Source organism: Methylocapsa polymorpha (assembly GCF_045689225.1).
Classification (GTDB): Bacteria; Pseudomonadota; Alphaproteobacteria; order Rhizobiales; family Beijerinckiaceae; genus Methylocapsa; species Methylocapsa polymorpha.
The window spans coordinates 3,315,787-3,330,007 of the sequence record NZ_CP136862.1; the positions used below are offsets into that span (position 1 = coordinate 3,315,787).

The following is a 14,221-nucleotide window of genomic DNA, read 5'->3' on the forward strand; positions in this document are numbered from 1 at the left end:
CGACGCCGATGAGGCAGCCTATGAGCACTCTCGTCAAAATCTGCGGTCTTTCGACGCAAGACGGGCTCGACGCCGCGCTCGGCTATGGCGCCGATATGGTCGGCTTCGTCTTCTTCGACAGGAGCCCGAGGCATGTCTCCCTGGAGATGGCGGCGCGTCTTGGCGAACGGGTTGGAAGCCGCGCGCGCAAGGTTCTGTTGACGGTCAATGCCGACGACGCGTCGCTCGCGGCGGCGATCGCGGCGCTCGATCCGCAATGGCTTCAGCTGCACGGGTCCGAGACCCCGGAACGGATCGCCGCGATCCGCGCCAGCTTCGGGCTTCCGGTCATGAAGGCGATCGGCGTTGGCGATGCGGCCGATCTCGCGCAAATCCGTTTTTTTGAGGCGACCGCCGACATGCTGCTTTTCGACGCCAAGCCGCCGCAGGGCGCGGGGCGTCCCGGCGGCAATGGGGCAGGGTTCGACTGGAGCTTGCTTAGCGCGGTCGAGGCCAAGAAGCCATGGCTGCTCGCCGGCGGCCTCGACGCAGGAAATGTTGCGGCCGCGCTTAGCCAAACCCGCGCGCATGGGGTTGATGTCTCCTCTGGCGTCGAGAGCTCGGTTGGCGTGAAGGATAGGGATAAGATCGCGGCTTTCATCGCGCAGGTTCGCGCGACGCCGCGTTGTAACGGCGCCAAGTTCGGCCGCGAGGACCAAGCCGTCGATGAAAAACTTGGTCTGGCGCGGCGCCGGGTATAGAACGGCGTCCTTGCGTAATCCCCCGTCGATCGGACAGGCTCATCCGATTTCTGAACATTCCATCTGAAAGGCGGATGCGGTGTTGGCCGAAAAGCTTAATTCGTTTCGTAGCGGACCCGACGAGCGCGGCCATTTCGGCATTTTTGGCGGCAGGTTCGTGGCCGAGACGCTGATGCCGCTGATCCTCGATCTCGAGAAACATTACGAGGCGGCCAAGCAGGACCCGAGCTTCAAGGCCGAGCTCGACAATCTGCTCACGCATTATGTCGGGCGGCCGAGCCCGCTCTATTACGCCGAGCGGCTGACGGATCATCTGCGCCAGAAGGCCGCTGCGTCAGGCGCCTCGGGCGGGGCCAAGATCTATTTCAAGCGCGAGGAATTGAACCACACCGGCGCGCATAAGATCAATAATGTGCTCGGCCAGATCCTCCTCGCTCGCCGCATGGGCAAGACAAGGATCATTGCAGAGACTGGAGCCGGCCAGCATGGCGTCGCGACCGCCACGGCTTGCGCGAGATTTGGCCTCGAATGCATCGTCTATATGGGCTCGGTCGACGTCGAACGGCAAAAGCCCAATGTGTTTCGCATGAACATGCTGGGCGCCAAGGTCGTGCCCGTCCAGTCAGGCGCAAAGACATTGAAGGACGCGATGAACGAGGCCCTGCGCGATTGGGTCACCAATGTCGGCAATACGTTCTATTGCATTGGCACGGCCGCCGGGCCGCATCCCTATCCCGCCATGGTCCGCGATTTTCAATGCGTGATAGGCGAGGAGACCAGGCGGCAGATGGTCGAGGCGGAAGGGCGGCTGCCTGACTCGCTCTTCGCCTGCATCGGCGGCGGCTCCAATGCCATCGGCCTGTTTCATCCTTTCCTGGATGAGCCGTCAGTTGAAATCTACGGGGTCGAGGCTGCTGGCTACGGGCTCGACAAGAAACACGCGGCGTCGCTCGCGGGCGGCAGGCCTGGCGTCCTGCATGGCAATCGCACTTATCTTTTGATGGACGCCGACGGGCAGATCGAGGAAGGCCATTCGATCTCGGCCGGGCTCGACTATCCGGGCATCGGCCCCGAGCACGCCTGGCTGAAGGAAACCGGCCGCGTGACCTATCTGTCCGCGACGGACGCTGAAGCGCTCGCGGCCTTTCAGCTTTGCGCCAAGCTGGAGGGCATCATCCCGGCCTTGGAGCCGGCCCATGCGCTGGCCAAGGTCGCCGAGATTGCGCCGCAAGAGCCGCAGGATCATTTGCTGGTGGTGAATATTTCCGGCCGCGGCGACAAGGATATTTTCACCGTCGCCGATCATTTGGGCGGGATGTAAGCAATCCGATACAGCGCCCCATTGTAGTCGTCCGAGACCAGCAGCGAGCCGTCGGGAAGCTCCGCCACATCGACCGGACGGCCGGAATAGGAGCCGTCCTCCTGACGCCAGCCCTCGGCGAAGGGCTCGGTCTTTTTCGCCGAGCCATTCGCCTTCAGCGACGTGAACATGACGCGCGCGCCGATCGGAATGGTGCGGTTCCAGGATCCGTGCTGGGCGGAGAAAATCCCGCCTCTGTATTGCGGCGGAAATTGCGAGCCGCGATAGAATGTCATGCCGAGATCGGCGGCATGCGCGACCATTTCGACCTGCGGAAACACCACGTCCTTGGGCGGCGTATCGTTCTTATAGTCTTCGGTGCGGGTGTGGCCGCCGCCATACCAGGGAAAGCCGAAATTGAGGCCGGCCTTAAGCGCCCGATTCAATTCGCCGGGCGGGATATCGTCGCCCATCCGATCAACCTGGTTGTCGGTGAACCACAATATCTGGTCCACCGGATTGAAATCCATGCCGACGGAATTGCGGATGCCGCTTGCGAAGATCTCGCGGCCGGAGCCATCCTGCTTCATCCGGATGATGCCGCCGATCCCCCATTTGCTGAACTCCGCCAGTTTCTCATGCGGCGGGACGTTATAGGGTTGGCCAAGCGAGATATAGAGCTTGCCGTCGGGCCCGACGCGGCAGACGCGCGTGCTATGATTGTCGCTTTCGTCTTCCTTCGGGATCAGCGCGCCCTGCGCGACAATGGTCTTCGCCGCGATCGCCGGATTGCGGTAGGAGGATTCGGCGTCGGCGAAAGACAGAACCCGATTCTGTTCGGCGAGGAAGAGAACGCCGTCCTTCGCGAAACAGACGCCATGCGGCATTTTCATCTCGATCGCAGGCGCGAATTCGACGACCTCATCGGCGCGGCCTAATCGCGCATGATCCACGACCGCATAGACTTTGTTTCCCCGCGTTCCGACAAAGATTGCTTTGCCTTGCGGTCCGACCGCAATGTCGCGGGCGCCCGGGACGAGCGCGTAAAGGCTGATCGAGAAGCCGGGCGGAAGCCTGATCGCGGCGAGACTCTGTTCGAGCTCCTTCACCTTGGGGCTGTCTTGCGGGACTCGCGTTGAGTCTTGCGCCGGCGCCTCGGCCTTTGCTGCCTCTGCAGGGGAAGCGCCGTCTTTCGCCGCCTGCGCCGAGGCGGCGAGAGCAATGGCGCAAGCGAAGGCCAAGGCGGAAATGCAAACAGCAAGGCGCGCGCGGCAAGGCTTTTCTTGCGGTTGGAACATGCGTCGGAGTCCTGTGGCGGTCAGTCGATATGGCGCGCCTTGTCCTCGCTGGAGAGGGGCGCGAGCGCGGTGAAAAGGGCGTCGTCCTCGTTCACTGCGACATTCGACGTCGTCAGCAAGGCTTCGCCATAAAAGATCGAATTCGCCCCCGCGACCATGCAGAGGATCTGCGCCTCGCGATTGAGGACCGACCGCCCGGCGGACAATCTGACCCGCGCCGCCGGCAAGACGATGCGCGTCACGGCGATCATCCGCACGAAATCGAGCGCGTCGATGCGCTGGCTTTCGCCGAGCGGCGTTCCGGCGACCGGGACTAGCGCGTTGATCGGCACGCTTTCGGGATGCGGATCGAAGCCGGCCAGCGTTTGCAGCATGGCGGCGCGGTCGACGACGCTCTCGCCCATGCCGATAATGCCGCCGCAGCACATTTCGAGGCCAGCCGCCCGCACAGCCTTCAGCGTCGCGAGCCTGTCGTCATAGGTTCGCGTGGTGACGATGTTGTTGTAGAATTCGCGGCTGGTGTCCAGATTGTGGTTATAAGCCGTGAGCCCGGCCTGCTTCAGCCGCGCCGCCTGGCTGTCGTTCAACATGCCGAGGGTGACGCAGGCCTCCATCCCGAGGTCGCGAACTCCGCGCACCATGTCGAGCACGGCGTCGAACTGGGCGCCGTCGCGGACATTGCGCCATGCGGCCCCCATGCAGAAACGGTCGGCCCCGGCTTGTTTCGCCCGCGCGGCGATGGCGAGCACGGCCTCGCTTTTCATCATGTCGATCTTGTCGAGATGAACTTCGCCATGATGCGCCGATTGAGGGCAATAGCCGCAATCCTCCGGGCAGCCGCCCGTCTTGATGCTGAGCAGGCTTGCCTTCTGAACGTCGTTGACGTTGTGAAATTCGCGGTGGACGCGGTTCGCGCGAGCCATCAGCTCGAGGAGCGGCAGATCGTGGATCGCGATGATTTCGTCTCGCGTCCAATCATGCCGGACGGAATAATCGGCTTTTTGATTTGTCATGCGTTTCTTTGCTTTCGCGGGGTCCGTAGAAAGAAACCCTTGAGCAGCGCTCTCGGTATGCCCGTAGTGAACGAACTCGAATTTATGCTAATGCGTTTAACGCGAAGCGGCGTCCGCGTCATCTCTCCTGAGCGGGCGGCCGCGGAGTTCGCTGGTCCACAAGCGGGTCGGCCTTGCGCAAGGCTCTGACGCGACCATCTTTCGGGAAGGGCTTTTCGTCCTCGACCCAAAACAGGGGTTTTTCATGCGTCTGCTCATCGCGATTTTGTTGCCCTGGCTGCTCTTCTTCACGATCGGCAGACCCTTTGCCGGGATCATATGCCTCATCCTTCAGGTGACGCTGATCGGATGGATCCCAGCGGCGCTCTGGGCGGTCTACGCCTTGAGCCAATATAGGACCGACGAAAAAATCCGCAGGGCTGTGCGGGGCTGGTAGCTCGCGCGCGCCGCGCAAACCCCGCGATCAAATTGGCGTGTTCGCGCAACCCCAGCGCCGCAGGCCGTGCAGGGCCTGCGGCGAGAGACCTCACGTGATGGACGCCGCCGCGGCGCGCCCGAAGCGCGACCGAGTCTCCGACTTCAGGAGTTTTTTCACGGCGGCGGAGGCGACGACCTCGCCCTGGTTCGCATAGGCCTCGTGGTTCTTTTCGACCTCGTCGAGATCATAGAGATAATTGACCATGAGTCCGGCGCTGTCGCGCAATCCCTTGGCCGACAGATCGCCCCGCCAGTTGATCCGCTCGAGCTTGGCGCCATTGCCCAGGTGAAAGCGGGCGACCGGATCAAGCGGCTTCCCGTCGGCGCGCTTGGCTTTCAGGAAATATTGCGCCGCCAAAGGCTCCATCACGCGGCGCAAGCGCTCGGCCGCCAGCGCGTCCCGAGGCCAGGCGGAATCGTCGAGGCTTTCGAGAAGAGATCGGTTCTCGGGCGAAAGGGCGGGACCCTCGTCCCGCTGCAGCCATTGCAGGAAGCCGGGCGCCGGCGAGAGCGTGACGAAAGTGTCGAGCTTCGGCAATTCGCGCCGCAGGTCCTCGGCCACCTGCTTGATGAGAAAATTGCCGAAGCTTATTCCGGCAAGCCCGCGCTGACAGTTCGAGATCGAGTAGAACACCGCCGTCCGCGCTTGTTCAAGGGCGACGGCTGGGCGATCCTCCGCGAGCAAAGGCGCAATCGCTGAGGGCATGGCTTCAGTCAGAGCGACTTCGACGAAAATTAGCGGCTCGTCGATCAGCGCTGGATGAAAGAACCCATAGCAGCGCCGGTCCAGCGGATCGATGCGGCGGCGAAGATCCGCCCAATCGCGGATTTCATGAACGGCCTCGTAATGGATGATCTTTTCGAGAACGATCGCCGGCGACGACCAATCGATGCGGCGCAGCATTAGGAAGCCGCGGTTGAACCAGGAGCTGAGAAGATGGACGAGGTCGCGATCGACGGGCGCGAGGGCCTTATGGTTCGGCGCAAGCTCAAGCAGATCGGCGCGCATGCGCACGAGGGCGTGCGTGCCCCCCGGCGCGCGATTGAGCCTTCGAAATAGCTCCTGGCGCCGCGCCTCGGAAAAATAATGGAGATCACTGGCGTCGGCGCTGAATGGATCGCGAAGCCATGATTCAGCGGCGTCGGCGAGTTTCGCCCGGTCCGGTCCGAATTTTTCGGCGAAACCTTCGAAAAGAGCTAGGCGGCCTGTCGCGTCGAGATGCAGATAGCGTTCGAGCACTTCCGTTGCGATCGCCGTCCCGGAGGCCTCGCCGCGCCCGGAAAGGAGCGCCTCGCAGAGATCGATCAGGCCCGAAGCCGCCTCAGTCTGCGCCAAGTCCAAATCGCGGCGGCTGAGCAGATTGCGGCTCCGGTCGGTAATCGAAGCAAGAACATCAAAAAACGCGGCGCTGTTCATCATCGGTCCTTCTCTTTGGCCCTTCCTCGGTTTGTTCATCCCTCTTTCGGCGCCGGCCGTTTTCTTGACTTTATTTGGATCGGCTTGGTCTTGATTACAATTCTCGAACAGCCGGTTGGTTTCCTTCCCGGCGATCGGGCGGATCGACCCCGCAAATTATTCAAGATGGCGGAAGAATACGATTGAATTGATGACAAAGGCGTGTCGCGCTGGCGCCTGTCGGGTGGAAATGGAATGATCGCCGCCGCTGCGCGCGAGCCTCCGGCATTGCAGCGCATCATTGTTTCGGCTTGAAACGGCCGCTCTCCCTATCTATTTGTTTTGTCATATAATCTTTTGTGAGCCTGGCCGCTGCATTCGCCGATGGCGCATTTGGCGTCATGGCGGCTGCCGCTGCGCATGAGCTGAGGATAATGATGTTCGACGACGCCTTCGCCGCTGCGAACCAGATTTTCACGCCGCCGTTCCGGAAGGTCCTCCTGAAGACGATGGCCTTGACCCTGGCGCTCCTCGGCCTGACCTGGCTCGGGCTTGAGAAGCTGATCGTAGCGTCAGTCGCGCTTCCTTATCCCTGGCTGACGACAGCGCTATCGTTTCTCGGGGGCGTAGGCCTCTTCATCGGCCTCGCCTTCCTGGTCACGCCGGCGTCATTCGTCGTCGCGGGGTTCTTCTTCGACGAACTCGCGGAAGAGGTCGAGCTGGAGCTCGATCCGAGGCAAAGGCCGGGGCGGGCGATGGGGCTCGGCGATGCGACATGGCTGTCGTTGAAATTTGCCGCCGTCTCGCTCCTCGTCAATCTCCTCGCGCTCCTGCTGTTGCTTGTTCCGGGCGTCAACGCCGTCGCCTTCTTCGGCGCCAACGCCTATCTGTTCGGACGCGGCTATTTCGAGCTCGCGGCGATGCGCCATATGCCTTTAGCCGAAGTCCGCCGCTTGAGGAAAGCGAACGAGCTTCGCTTATTCATCGCGGGTCTTTTCATGGCCGGAATGCTCGCGGTCCCCATCTTGAACCTGCTTACGCCTCTGTTCGGGACAGCCTTCATGGTGCGGATCAGCGGGCGCATCATGCGAAAGCCCGTCGTCGAAACGCCTTGGTCGACCTATCGCGGCCTCTGAGGGCAGGGCCGACGCTCGAGCCCAGGGGATCGTTATTGAAAGGCGAGGCCCGCGCGGCTTCGCAAGCGTAGCTTGGCGGCGTCACTGATTTGGCGCCGGGACGGGGCCTTTACGGCGCATCGCCGATCTATGAGAAAAACGGCGATTTAAATGTGAACCCGCGACCATACCGCGCGTTTGACACCGGGTGCGAAACGACTCAGCGGCTTCGCCGTCAAACTGGTCTTCGGCCGCAACTTCCGACCATTGACCGATTTTTGGATGCTCGATCCGCAGGGACGGGAGCGTTGTCGCACGATCTGAGCCTATTTGTTTCAAGGCTTTAGATTTCGACATTGAAACCAGTCGGGAGATATTTCCATGCAGAAAAATATCGGGTCGAGCCTTGCCGCCATGGGCGTGGCAGTAGCCCTCGTGCTTCCTTCGGCCTATGCCGCTCAGAGCCGGAGTTATCGGGACGATCGGACCGAAAGGCCCACGCTCTCCGTCAACCAAATCGTCGACCGCGCCGAGGCGCGCATCGCCGAACTCAAGGCGAACCTTCGCCTTTCGGACGAACAAGCCAAACATTGGCCTGGCCTTGAATCCGCGCTACGCGACATCGCAACGAAGCGCGCCAAGAGCGTAGCGGGCAATGAAGCCCCTCAAACCGGCCGCTCCGCCACCGAATCATCCGATGCCGCAGCCCCTCGGGTTGCAGAGGAAGACGCCGATGTCGCCGCCCGCAGGGAGCGGGATGCGCGGAACAATTCGCAGCCGGATGACATCACGGCGATGCAGCGCGAGGCCGACGCGCTCGCGGCGCGATCCGCCAACCTGCGGCAGATCTCCGATGCAGCTAAGCCGCTTTACGACTCGCTCGATGACCATCAGCGCCGGCTGCTCGTGCAGTTCGTGCATTACGATCTCAACGCAAACGATATGGACGACTCGCGCCAGTGGCGCCGCTAATTTGTGGCGGCCTAACCTCAGCCGGAGCGGCGCTCGGCGAATTGGCCTGCCTTGCGGTAGCGGTAGAGGTAAGTCGGGACGAAAGCTTCAAAGGATTCGGGCGAGATGCCGAGACCGGTCAATGTCCTCCCTTCCGCAATGGCTTGCTTTGAGACGACATTGTCGGTTTGCAAAAGGGCGATCTGATCGGCGCTGATTGTGAGGAGGTCGGGAAACAGGCCGAGAGAAGCCTTCTTTGCGAAACTGGTCACTGCAGCGATGAGTTTTGCTTCCCCGAAAGGCACCGAAACGAGCCAGCGCTTGCGCTCGGTGACGGTTAAAATGAACTCGATGATCCTGCGCAGCGTGGCGATATCCGGACCGCCTAATTCATAGGTTGCGCCAGGCTCCGCCTTGCCGTCCACGGCGAGCGCGAAAGCATCCGCGACATCGCCGACGAAGACCGGCTGAAGCTTTGTCGCGCCGCCGCCGATCAAGGGAAGCGCCGGCAGGTATCGCGCCATCGCGGCGAAGCGGTTGAAGAATTGATCTTCCGGCCCGAATATGACGGATGGGCGAAAGATGACCGCCTTGGGCTGGAAGATCCGCACCGCTTGCTCGCCCAAAGCCTTGGTTCGCGCATAGGCGGACCCATGTTCGGGATCAGCGCCGATCGCCGACATTTGCACGAAATTTCCGATGCCGGCCTCCTCGGCCGCCTTCGCGACGGTTTGGGCGCCGATATTGTGAATTGCGTCGAAGTCTTGCGCGCCGGATTCGCTCAGCAAGCCGACGAGATTGACCACGGCCTCCGCCTCGCGCAAGGCGCGCGCAACGGACTCCGGATAGCGCAAATTGGCCTGGACCGCATGGATCTGGCCGACTTTGCCCGAAGGCTGCAGGTGAAAAGCGAGATCCGGGCGGCGAGAGGCGACGCGGACCCGCCAGCCGCGCCGCGCCAAGGCGCGCACAACATGCCGGCCGACAAAACCCGCTCCGCCGAAAACCGTCACGAGCCGGCCTGTTTTCACCAATTCATCCGCCATTGTCGATCGCCTCGGAGCAAAGCTGCGCTTGGGCGGTTTTAGGCAATGAAGTCGCGTCTGTACAGACCAGGGGCCCTTCGAAAATATGTCATTTCGGCAATGCCTGTGTGCGGTCTAATCGCGGGCCGAGGTTTTAGCCCTGCAGGCGCGATCGAGCTTCCGGTCGGGATTTGGCGCGGAAATCCCAGTTGCGACACGCGCGCTTTCGCGCGCTTCCGCATTGACAACATGGAAGGCCGCCACGTATCAGAACGCTCGGGCCCTGGTGGCGGAATTGGTAGACGCGCTGGTTTCAGGTACCAGTGGTGAAAGCCGTGGAGGTTCGAGTCCTCTCCAGGGCACCAACTATATACTGACTATCCTATTTTGTTGGTGTTTTCACATTTTTCGGGCGACGGCGCGGGAGCAGATATTTTCGCTTTCATCCCTCGCCCGCTTGCCGATCGCTCGCGCGCCATTGACGGTCATGTCTGATAGATTTGACGCGGTCTTTCTGGCGCCGCGATCAATTGCCGAGAAAACCTGGAAACTGGTTCGGAAGACGCCCCGCCGAACGATTGGAAACCGGGGCGATTTGGTCGCTGCTTGCCAAGAAAGCCATCCAGAGTCATCTCAAAACGCCGAGTCTTTCACCTTTAACTCCTTGATTTTTATCGCACCGAAATTGGACCGCGAAATCCGGGAAATCACCTCCCGTCATCAACGTTGCGCCGGCCGAGAAAACGTCGAAACCGGTTCGGACAACGCCCCGCCGAACGATTGGAAACCGGGAGCTTAAGCAAGCGATCCTGGCAAAGGCGAAGAAATCAGCTAAACGATCTTTTGCCGTCGCGGCGACAACGCGGAGCAGCGGCGAATTTTTCCGGAAGCAGGAGGGAGCTATGAGCGGATATCCCGCGGAGACGCTAAAGACGATAGCGGAAGGGCTGGCCTTAACGCTGGAGCCAGCGGAGCCGCCAATGTCTTCGGCGGACCTGGAGGCGCTGAAGGCGCTTGTGCAGCAGACCGGGGATATGGCGCAGGCCCTTGAAAAATGGGAGGCGATAAAATCGCGGAACAGCCAGGAGCGAGCGCGTTAATAGGTTTCCGCGCATTTGGCGGCCCAGCCGTTCCCTTGCTTAAGTCGGCTGGGGGTGGTAGGCGCGCTTCACGCCCGATCTTGTCGGGCTCGCCTTTCCTGTACTGAGGTTAACCGCGCGCGATGACTGTCCGCTTGCATAAGGGCGATCTGCCCGATGACGCCGCTTTTGGCGATAGCGTCGCAATCGACACCGAAACCCTTGGCCTCGTGCCGCACCGCGACCGTCTTTGCCTGGTGCAATTATCGTCCGGCGACGGGACGGCCGATGTCGTGCAAATCGCCGCCGGACAGGGGCGGGCGCCGAATATCGAGCGGCTTCTGGCCGATCCGAAAATCACCAAGCTCTTTCATTTCGCCCGGTTCGACATCGCGGTCCTTTACAAGACATTCGGCGTCATGGCGGGGCCGATCTATTGCACCAAGATCGCCTCGAAGCTCGCCCGGACCTATACCGACCGGCATGGCTTGAAGGATCTCGTGCGGGAGCTGCTCAGCATGGACTTGTCGAAGCAACAGCAATCCTCGGATTGGGGGGCGGCCTCTCTGTCTGAGGCTCAGATCGCCTATGCCGCCTCCGACGTCCTGCATTTGCACGCGCTGCGCGAGCGTCTCGATGCGATGCTGAAGCGGGAAAACCGCCATGAGATCGCCGAGGCTTGTTTCAGCTTTCTTCCGGCGCGGGCTCGCCTCGACTTGCTGGGATGGGCTGATGCGGACATATTCTCGCATCAATAGCTTAGCCCTATCCTCAGGCTAGCCTTGACTTCGCCCAGCTTGCTTGCTGTTTGGGCAGAGCGCTCCAACCGCAGCGCCTGTTGAGGTCATCGGTCTGGTGTCTATCGAAACGAAGCTCCGAATGACGAAAGCCTCCGACGGCGCGGATTGGCGGCCCGACAGCCCCAGGGACGGCCAAAATGGCGGCCTGCGCGGCAGACCAAGCGACCGGCTCGACCTGACGACCTCGCCTTGGCGCGGCGCCTTCACGGCGGCGGGCAAACATACGGCGCGGGTGCGTTTTCTCCGCGGCGCAATGCTCGTCGGCGCCGCGATCGCCATCGCACTGATCCTTGGCGTCGCCCTGTTCGATCCCTTCAGGCGCCTGCCGCGAAACATTTCAATCGGTCAAGTTTCGGTCAATGGCACGCAAATTACGGTGGAGTCGCCAAAAATCACGGGCTACCAAACGGATGGACGTCCCTACGAGGTCAAGGCGCGTTCGGGCCTCCAGGATACGACGACGCCAAGCATACTCGAGCTCTCCGGCATCGAGGCCAAGATCGGGATGGTGGACGCCTCCACGGTGGAGGTGACGGCGGCGCATGGCCTTTATGACGGGACGCAGCAAAAGATGACGCTGCAGGGCGATGTCCGGATTTGGAACAGAATCGGCTACGACATCCGCACGAAGACCGCGACAGTTGATTTCGAGCGCGGCTCGCTTATGTCGGATGAACCCGTAAGCGTGATTCTGAATGGCGGGACGATTTCGGCGAACCAGATGGACATTCGAGATAGCGGCCGCAAAGTGTCGTTCGAGGGCGCGGTCAAATCCTTGATCGAGGCAGATTCAGCCGGGACTGAATCCACGGACGCGCCGGCGCACCGGGAGAAATGATTGCGTCTCGGCGTTTTTGCTTGGCGCGGCGATACGTGTCCGCTTGTCTCGCCGCCAGTTTTGCGATCCTGGCTCTGTCACCCTTTGGACTCGCGATTTCCCCGGCTCTGGCGCAGAAGTCGAATTCCGGCGGTGTCCTGCCTGGCGGCAACAGCAAGGAGCCGATCAATGTAGAGGCCGCCAAGCTTGATTATTTCGATAAGGAGCAAAAGCTCGTCTACACCGGCAATGTTGTTGCGACTCAAGGAGAGAGCAAGCTCAAAGCCACGACGCTCGTCATTTTCCTGACGCCGAAAGACGCAGGCGAGCCGGCGGGCGCGCCTTCCTCGTCGAGCCAGATGCGGCGGATGGAGGCTGCGGGACCGGTCACGGTTATTTCAAAGGATCAAATCGGCACCGGCGATAGCGGCATATACGAGAAATCGGAAAGTAAAGTTTATTTGATTGGTAACGTAACTTTGACCCAGGGCGCGAATGTCACCAAGGGCGACAAATTAATCTATGATCTGAACACCAATCAGGCGGCGGTGACCGGCCGCGTCAGAAGCATGTTCCTTCCAAGCAATTCCGACGACGCGAACCACAAAAAACCGGCGAAAACCCAGTAAATTCCGGCTTGATGAGCGCTCGCGTGGAGTACGAGAAAAGTTTTTTCGATTTTCTCAATTCTGCTGCGCTCCTTGCGATCGATCTTGCGCCCGTCCTCGTTAAACGAACCTGCGCATCGTTTTGGAATATGCGGCATTGGCGACCGAGGGCGTTTCTGCGAGGCCCCGACAGGCGTTGCGTCGCCGGCGGGGAGCGGTGAATAAGATTTAGACCTTTTTTCGCTTGTATGGCAAAAGCCGGGAGCGGGTTCTTCGAAAAGCTAGCTTTTCGAATAGGATCATCCCGCGGCAGACAGATAAGGGACGCGATCGCTCCGGCCCGGAACGATTGAACTCCGAACGGTCCTTTTGCCTGCTCCGAGGCGTCGTGCGATCGCCGATCGTGTTTCCTTTGCCGGGAAGCCGCTTGGCGCGGCGCGGGCGCGTCGGCCGAGACCTGACGAGGGACCATTCCGCCTTGCGCCTGCCTCCGCGTTTTTTTCCTCTTGCCGCGCCGGCATGGCTGCGCAGCCTCTTTCGGCCCGGCGCAAGGCAGGAGGCGGTCGGGCCCGCCGGCTTTGGCGATTGGCTTTTCGAGGACGAGGCCTCCGCCGAGCTTCCCAATTGGGAAGAGCAAGCGCAAGCGACGCTGCAGCGTTCGGGACCATCCGGCAATGCCTCATATCCGGGGGCTGCGGCGAAGGTTACGCCGGATCCGACAAAGGAGGGGCTTCTCGCCGTTCGAAATTTGCGCAAAGCCTACAAGGCGCGCCGGGTCGTTGAAGACGTGAGCATGCTCGTGCGGCGCGGCGAGGCGGTGGGCCTTCTCGGCCCGAATGGGGCTGGCAAGACGACGCTCTTTTACATGATCACGGGGCTGATCCGGCCGGACGGCGGCGTCATCGAGCTCGACGGTCATGACGTGACGCGGTTGCCAATGTACCGGCGCGCGCGCCTCGGCATAGGCTATCTGCCTCAAGAGGCGTCGATCTTCAGAGGCCTCAGCGTCGAAGACAATATTATGGCTGTCCTCGAGATCACCCAGCTGGACAAGCGCAAGCGCGCAGACGAACTTGACGCCTTGCTCGAGGAATTCGACATCAAGCGCTTGCGCAAGACGCCCTCGATCGCGCTCTCAGGCGGCGAGCGCCGCCGCTGCGAAATCGCGCGGGCCTTGGCCGGCCGGCCATCCTTCATGCTTCTCGATGAGCCTTTCGCAGGCATCGACCCGATCGCGATCGGCGACATCCAGCAGCTCGTCCAGCATTTGAAGCGGCGCGGCATCGGCGTTCTGATCACCGATCATAATGTGCGCGAAACCCTAGGCTTGATCGACCGGGCCTATATCATCCATTCGGGCCATGTCCTGACCGAAGGCCCTCCATCCGAGATCGTCTCCCATCCGGATGTACGCCGCTTCTATCTTGGCGAAGATTTCCGCTTCTGAACGAAGCCGCCGGCGTCCGCCGCCCGGAATCCCCTTTCATGCGCGTGCGAATTTTGCGCGTGCGAAAAATCTCAAATTAGGATTGCATTTGGCGGCTAGATCCGCATAATTCCTGCTATAAGCAAAAAGTGGGCCGACACAATTGTCGGCTTGCC

14 protein-coding genes and 1 tRNA gene are annotated in these 14,221 nt (G+C 61.2%); 11 read left to right on the forward strand and 4 right to left on the reverse strand.

Translation table 11 applies throughout. From position 1 onward, the window contains the following. The first annotated feature begins 20 nt into the window (after positions 1-20). Positions 21-740, forward strand: coding sequence for a phosphoribosylanthranilate isomerase (locus RZS28_RS15300; protein WP_407338601.1), 720 nt, complete (start codon positions 21-23; stop codon positions 738-740). An 82-nt stretch (positions 741-822) separates the two neighbouring features. Then, positions 823-2,061 carry a tryptophan synthase subunit beta gene (trpB, locus tag RZS28_RS15305; RefSeq protein ID WP_407338602.1) on the forward strand — a complete coding sequence of 413 codons (1,239 nt, stop codon included), beginning with the start codon at positions 823-825 and terminating at the stop codon, positions 2,059-2,061. Here trpB and RZS28_RS15310 read toward each other — a convergent pair. Then, entirely contained in the window at positions 2,043-3,338 is a 1,296-nt protein-coding gene (locus RZS28_RS15310) for a PQQ-dependent sugar dehydrogenase (protein WP_407338603.1), read from the reverse strand. The two genes, trpB and RZS28_RS15310, sit on opposite strands and share 19 nt — an antisense overlap. A gap of 20 nt (positions 3,339-3,358) precedes the next feature. Next, on the reverse strand, positions 3,359-4,351 hold the full coding sequence (gene bioB, locus RZS28_RS15315; protein ID WP_407338604.1) for a biotin synthase BioB: 993 nt from the start codon (positions 4,349-4,351) through the stop codon (positions 3,359-3,361). 244 nt (positions 4,352-4,595) lie between these two features. On the opposite strand from bioB, the gene RZS28_RS15320 reads away from it, so the two are divergent. Then, complete coding sequence (locus RZS28_RS15320) at positions 4,596-4,787, forward strand: YqaE/Pmp3 family membrane protein (protein ID WP_407338605.1); 192 nt, start codon at positions 4,596-4,598, stop codon at positions 4,785-4,787. Positions 4,788-4,877: 90 nt separating this feature from the next. Here the strand turns inward: RZS28_RS15320 and RZS28_RS15325 are convergent, their stop codons facing one another. Next, positions 4,878-6,245, reverse strand: coding sequence for a malonyl-CoA decarboxylase (locus RZS28_RS15325; protein WP_407341140.1), 1,368 nt, complete (start codon positions 6,243-6,245; stop codon positions 4,878-4,880). A 380-nt stretch (positions 6,246-6,625) separates the two neighbouring features. Here RZS28_RS15325 and RZS28_RS15330 point away from each other — a divergent pair, with 380 nt between their 5' ends. Both RZS28_RS15330 and RZS28_RS15335 read left to right on the forward strand, forming a co-directional pair. Continuing rightward, positions 6,626-7,360, forward strand: coding sequence for a sulfate transporter family protein (locus RZS28_RS15330; protein WP_407338606.1), 735 nt, complete (start codon positions 6,626-6,628; stop codon positions 7,358-7,360). A 360-nt stretch (positions 7,361-7,720) separates the two neighbouring features. After that, the gene (locus RZS28_RS15335; protein WP_407338607.1) at positions 7,721-8,311 is read left to right on the forward strand and encodes a Spy/CpxP family protein refolding chaperone; all 591 of its coding nucleotides are present in this window, start codon (positions 7,721-7,723) and stop codon (positions 8,309-8,311) included. A gap of 17 nt (positions 8,312-8,328) precedes the next feature. On the opposite strand, the gene RZS28_RS15340 is transcribed toward RZS28_RS15335, so the two are convergent. Further along, entirely contained in the window at positions 8,329-9,336 is a 1,008-nt protein-coding gene (locus RZS28_RS15340) for a complex I NDUFA9 subunit family protein (RefSeq protein WP_407338608.1), read from the reverse strand. Between the two features lie 259 nt (positions 9,337-9,595). Between RZS28_RS15340 and RZS28_RS15345 the strand changes: the two genes are divergently transcribed. From RZS28_RS15345 to lptB, 6 genes are all read left to right on the forward strand, one after another. Next, positions 9,596-9,680 (forward strand) — tRNA-Leu (locus tag RZS28_RS15345). A gap of 537 nt (positions 9,681-10,217) precedes the next feature. Continuing rightward, positions 10,218-10,415 carry a hypothetical protein gene (locus RZS28_RS15350; RefSeq protein WP_407338609.1) on the forward strand — a complete coding sequence of 66 codons (198 nt, stop codon included), beginning with the start codon at positions 10,218-10,220 and terminating at the stop codon, positions 10,413-10,415. A gap of 122 nt (positions 10,416-10,537) precedes the next feature. After that, positions 10,538-11,152: a ribonuclease D gene (locus RZS28_RS15355; protein WP_407338610.1), complete on the forward strand. Its 615-nt coding sequence runs from the start codon at positions 10,538-10,540 to the stop codon at positions 11,150-11,152. A gap of 121 nt (positions 11,153-11,273) precedes the next feature. Next, complete coding sequence (lptC, locus tag RZS28_RS15360; protein WP_407338611.1) at positions 11,274-12,032, forward strand: LPS export ABC transporter periplasmic protein LptC; 759 nt, start codon at positions 11,274-11,276, stop codon at positions 12,030-12,032. 35 nt (positions 12,033-12,067) lie between these two features. Next, the gene (locus RZS28_RS15365) at positions 12,068-12,640 is read left to right on the forward strand and encodes an LptA/OstA family protein (RefSeq protein ID WP_407338612.1); all 573 of its coding nucleotides are present in this window, start codon (positions 12,068-12,070) and stop codon (positions 12,638-12,640) included. Between the two features lie 367 nt (positions 12,641-13,007). Then, on the forward strand, positions 13,008-14,066 hold the full coding sequence (gene lptB, locus RZS28_RS15370) for an LPS export ABC transporter ATP-binding protein (RefSeq protein WP_407338613.1): 1,059 nt from the start codon (positions 13,008-13,010) through the stop codon (positions 14,064-14,066). Positions 14,067-14,221: the final 155 nt, after the last annotated feature.

Coding starts and splice junctions, on each gene's coding strand:
- RZS28_RS15300 (WP_407338601.1), top strand. CDS start 21: ATGAGCACTCTCGTCAAAATCTGCGGTCTTTCGACGCAAGACGGGCTC.
- RZS28_RS15310 (WP_407338603.1), bottom strand. CDS start 3,338: ATGTTCCAACCGCAAGAAAAGCCTTGCCGCGCGCGCCTTGCTGTTTGC.
- bioB (WP_407338604.1), bottom strand. CDS start 4,351: ATGACAAATCAAAAAGCCGATTATTCCGTCCGGCATGATTGGACGCGA.
- RZS28_RS15320 (WP_407338605.1), top strand. CDS start 4,596: ATGCGTCTGCTCATCGCGATTTTGTTGCCCTGGCTGCTCTTCTTCACG.
- RZS28_RS15325 (WP_407341140.1), bottom strand. CDS start 6,245: ATGAACAGCGCCGCGTTTTTTGATGTTCTTGCTTCGATTACCGACCGG.
- RZS28_RS15330 (WP_407338606.1), top strand. CDS start 6,626: ATGGCGGCTGCCGCTGCGCATGAGCTGAGGATAATGATGTTCGACGAC.
- RZS28_RS15335 (WP_407338607.1), top strand. CDS start 7,721: ATGCAGAAAAATATCGGGTCGAGCCTTGCCGCCATGGGCGTGGCAGTA.
- RZS28_RS15340 (WP_407338608.1), bottom strand. CDS start 9,336: ATGGCGGATGAATTGGTGAAAACAGGCCGGCTCGTGACGGTTTTCGGC.
- RZS28_RS15350 (WP_407338609.1), top strand. CDS start 10,218: ATGAGCGGATATCCCGCGGAGACGCTAAAGACGATAGCGGAAGGGCTG.
- RZS28_RS15355 (WP_407338610.1), top strand. CDS start 10,538: ATGACTGTCCGCTTGCATAAGGGCGATCTGCCCGATGACGCCGCTTTT.
- lptC (WP_407338611.1), top strand. CDS start 11,274: ATGACGAAAGCCTCCGACGGCGCGGATTGGCGGCCCGACAGCCCCAGG.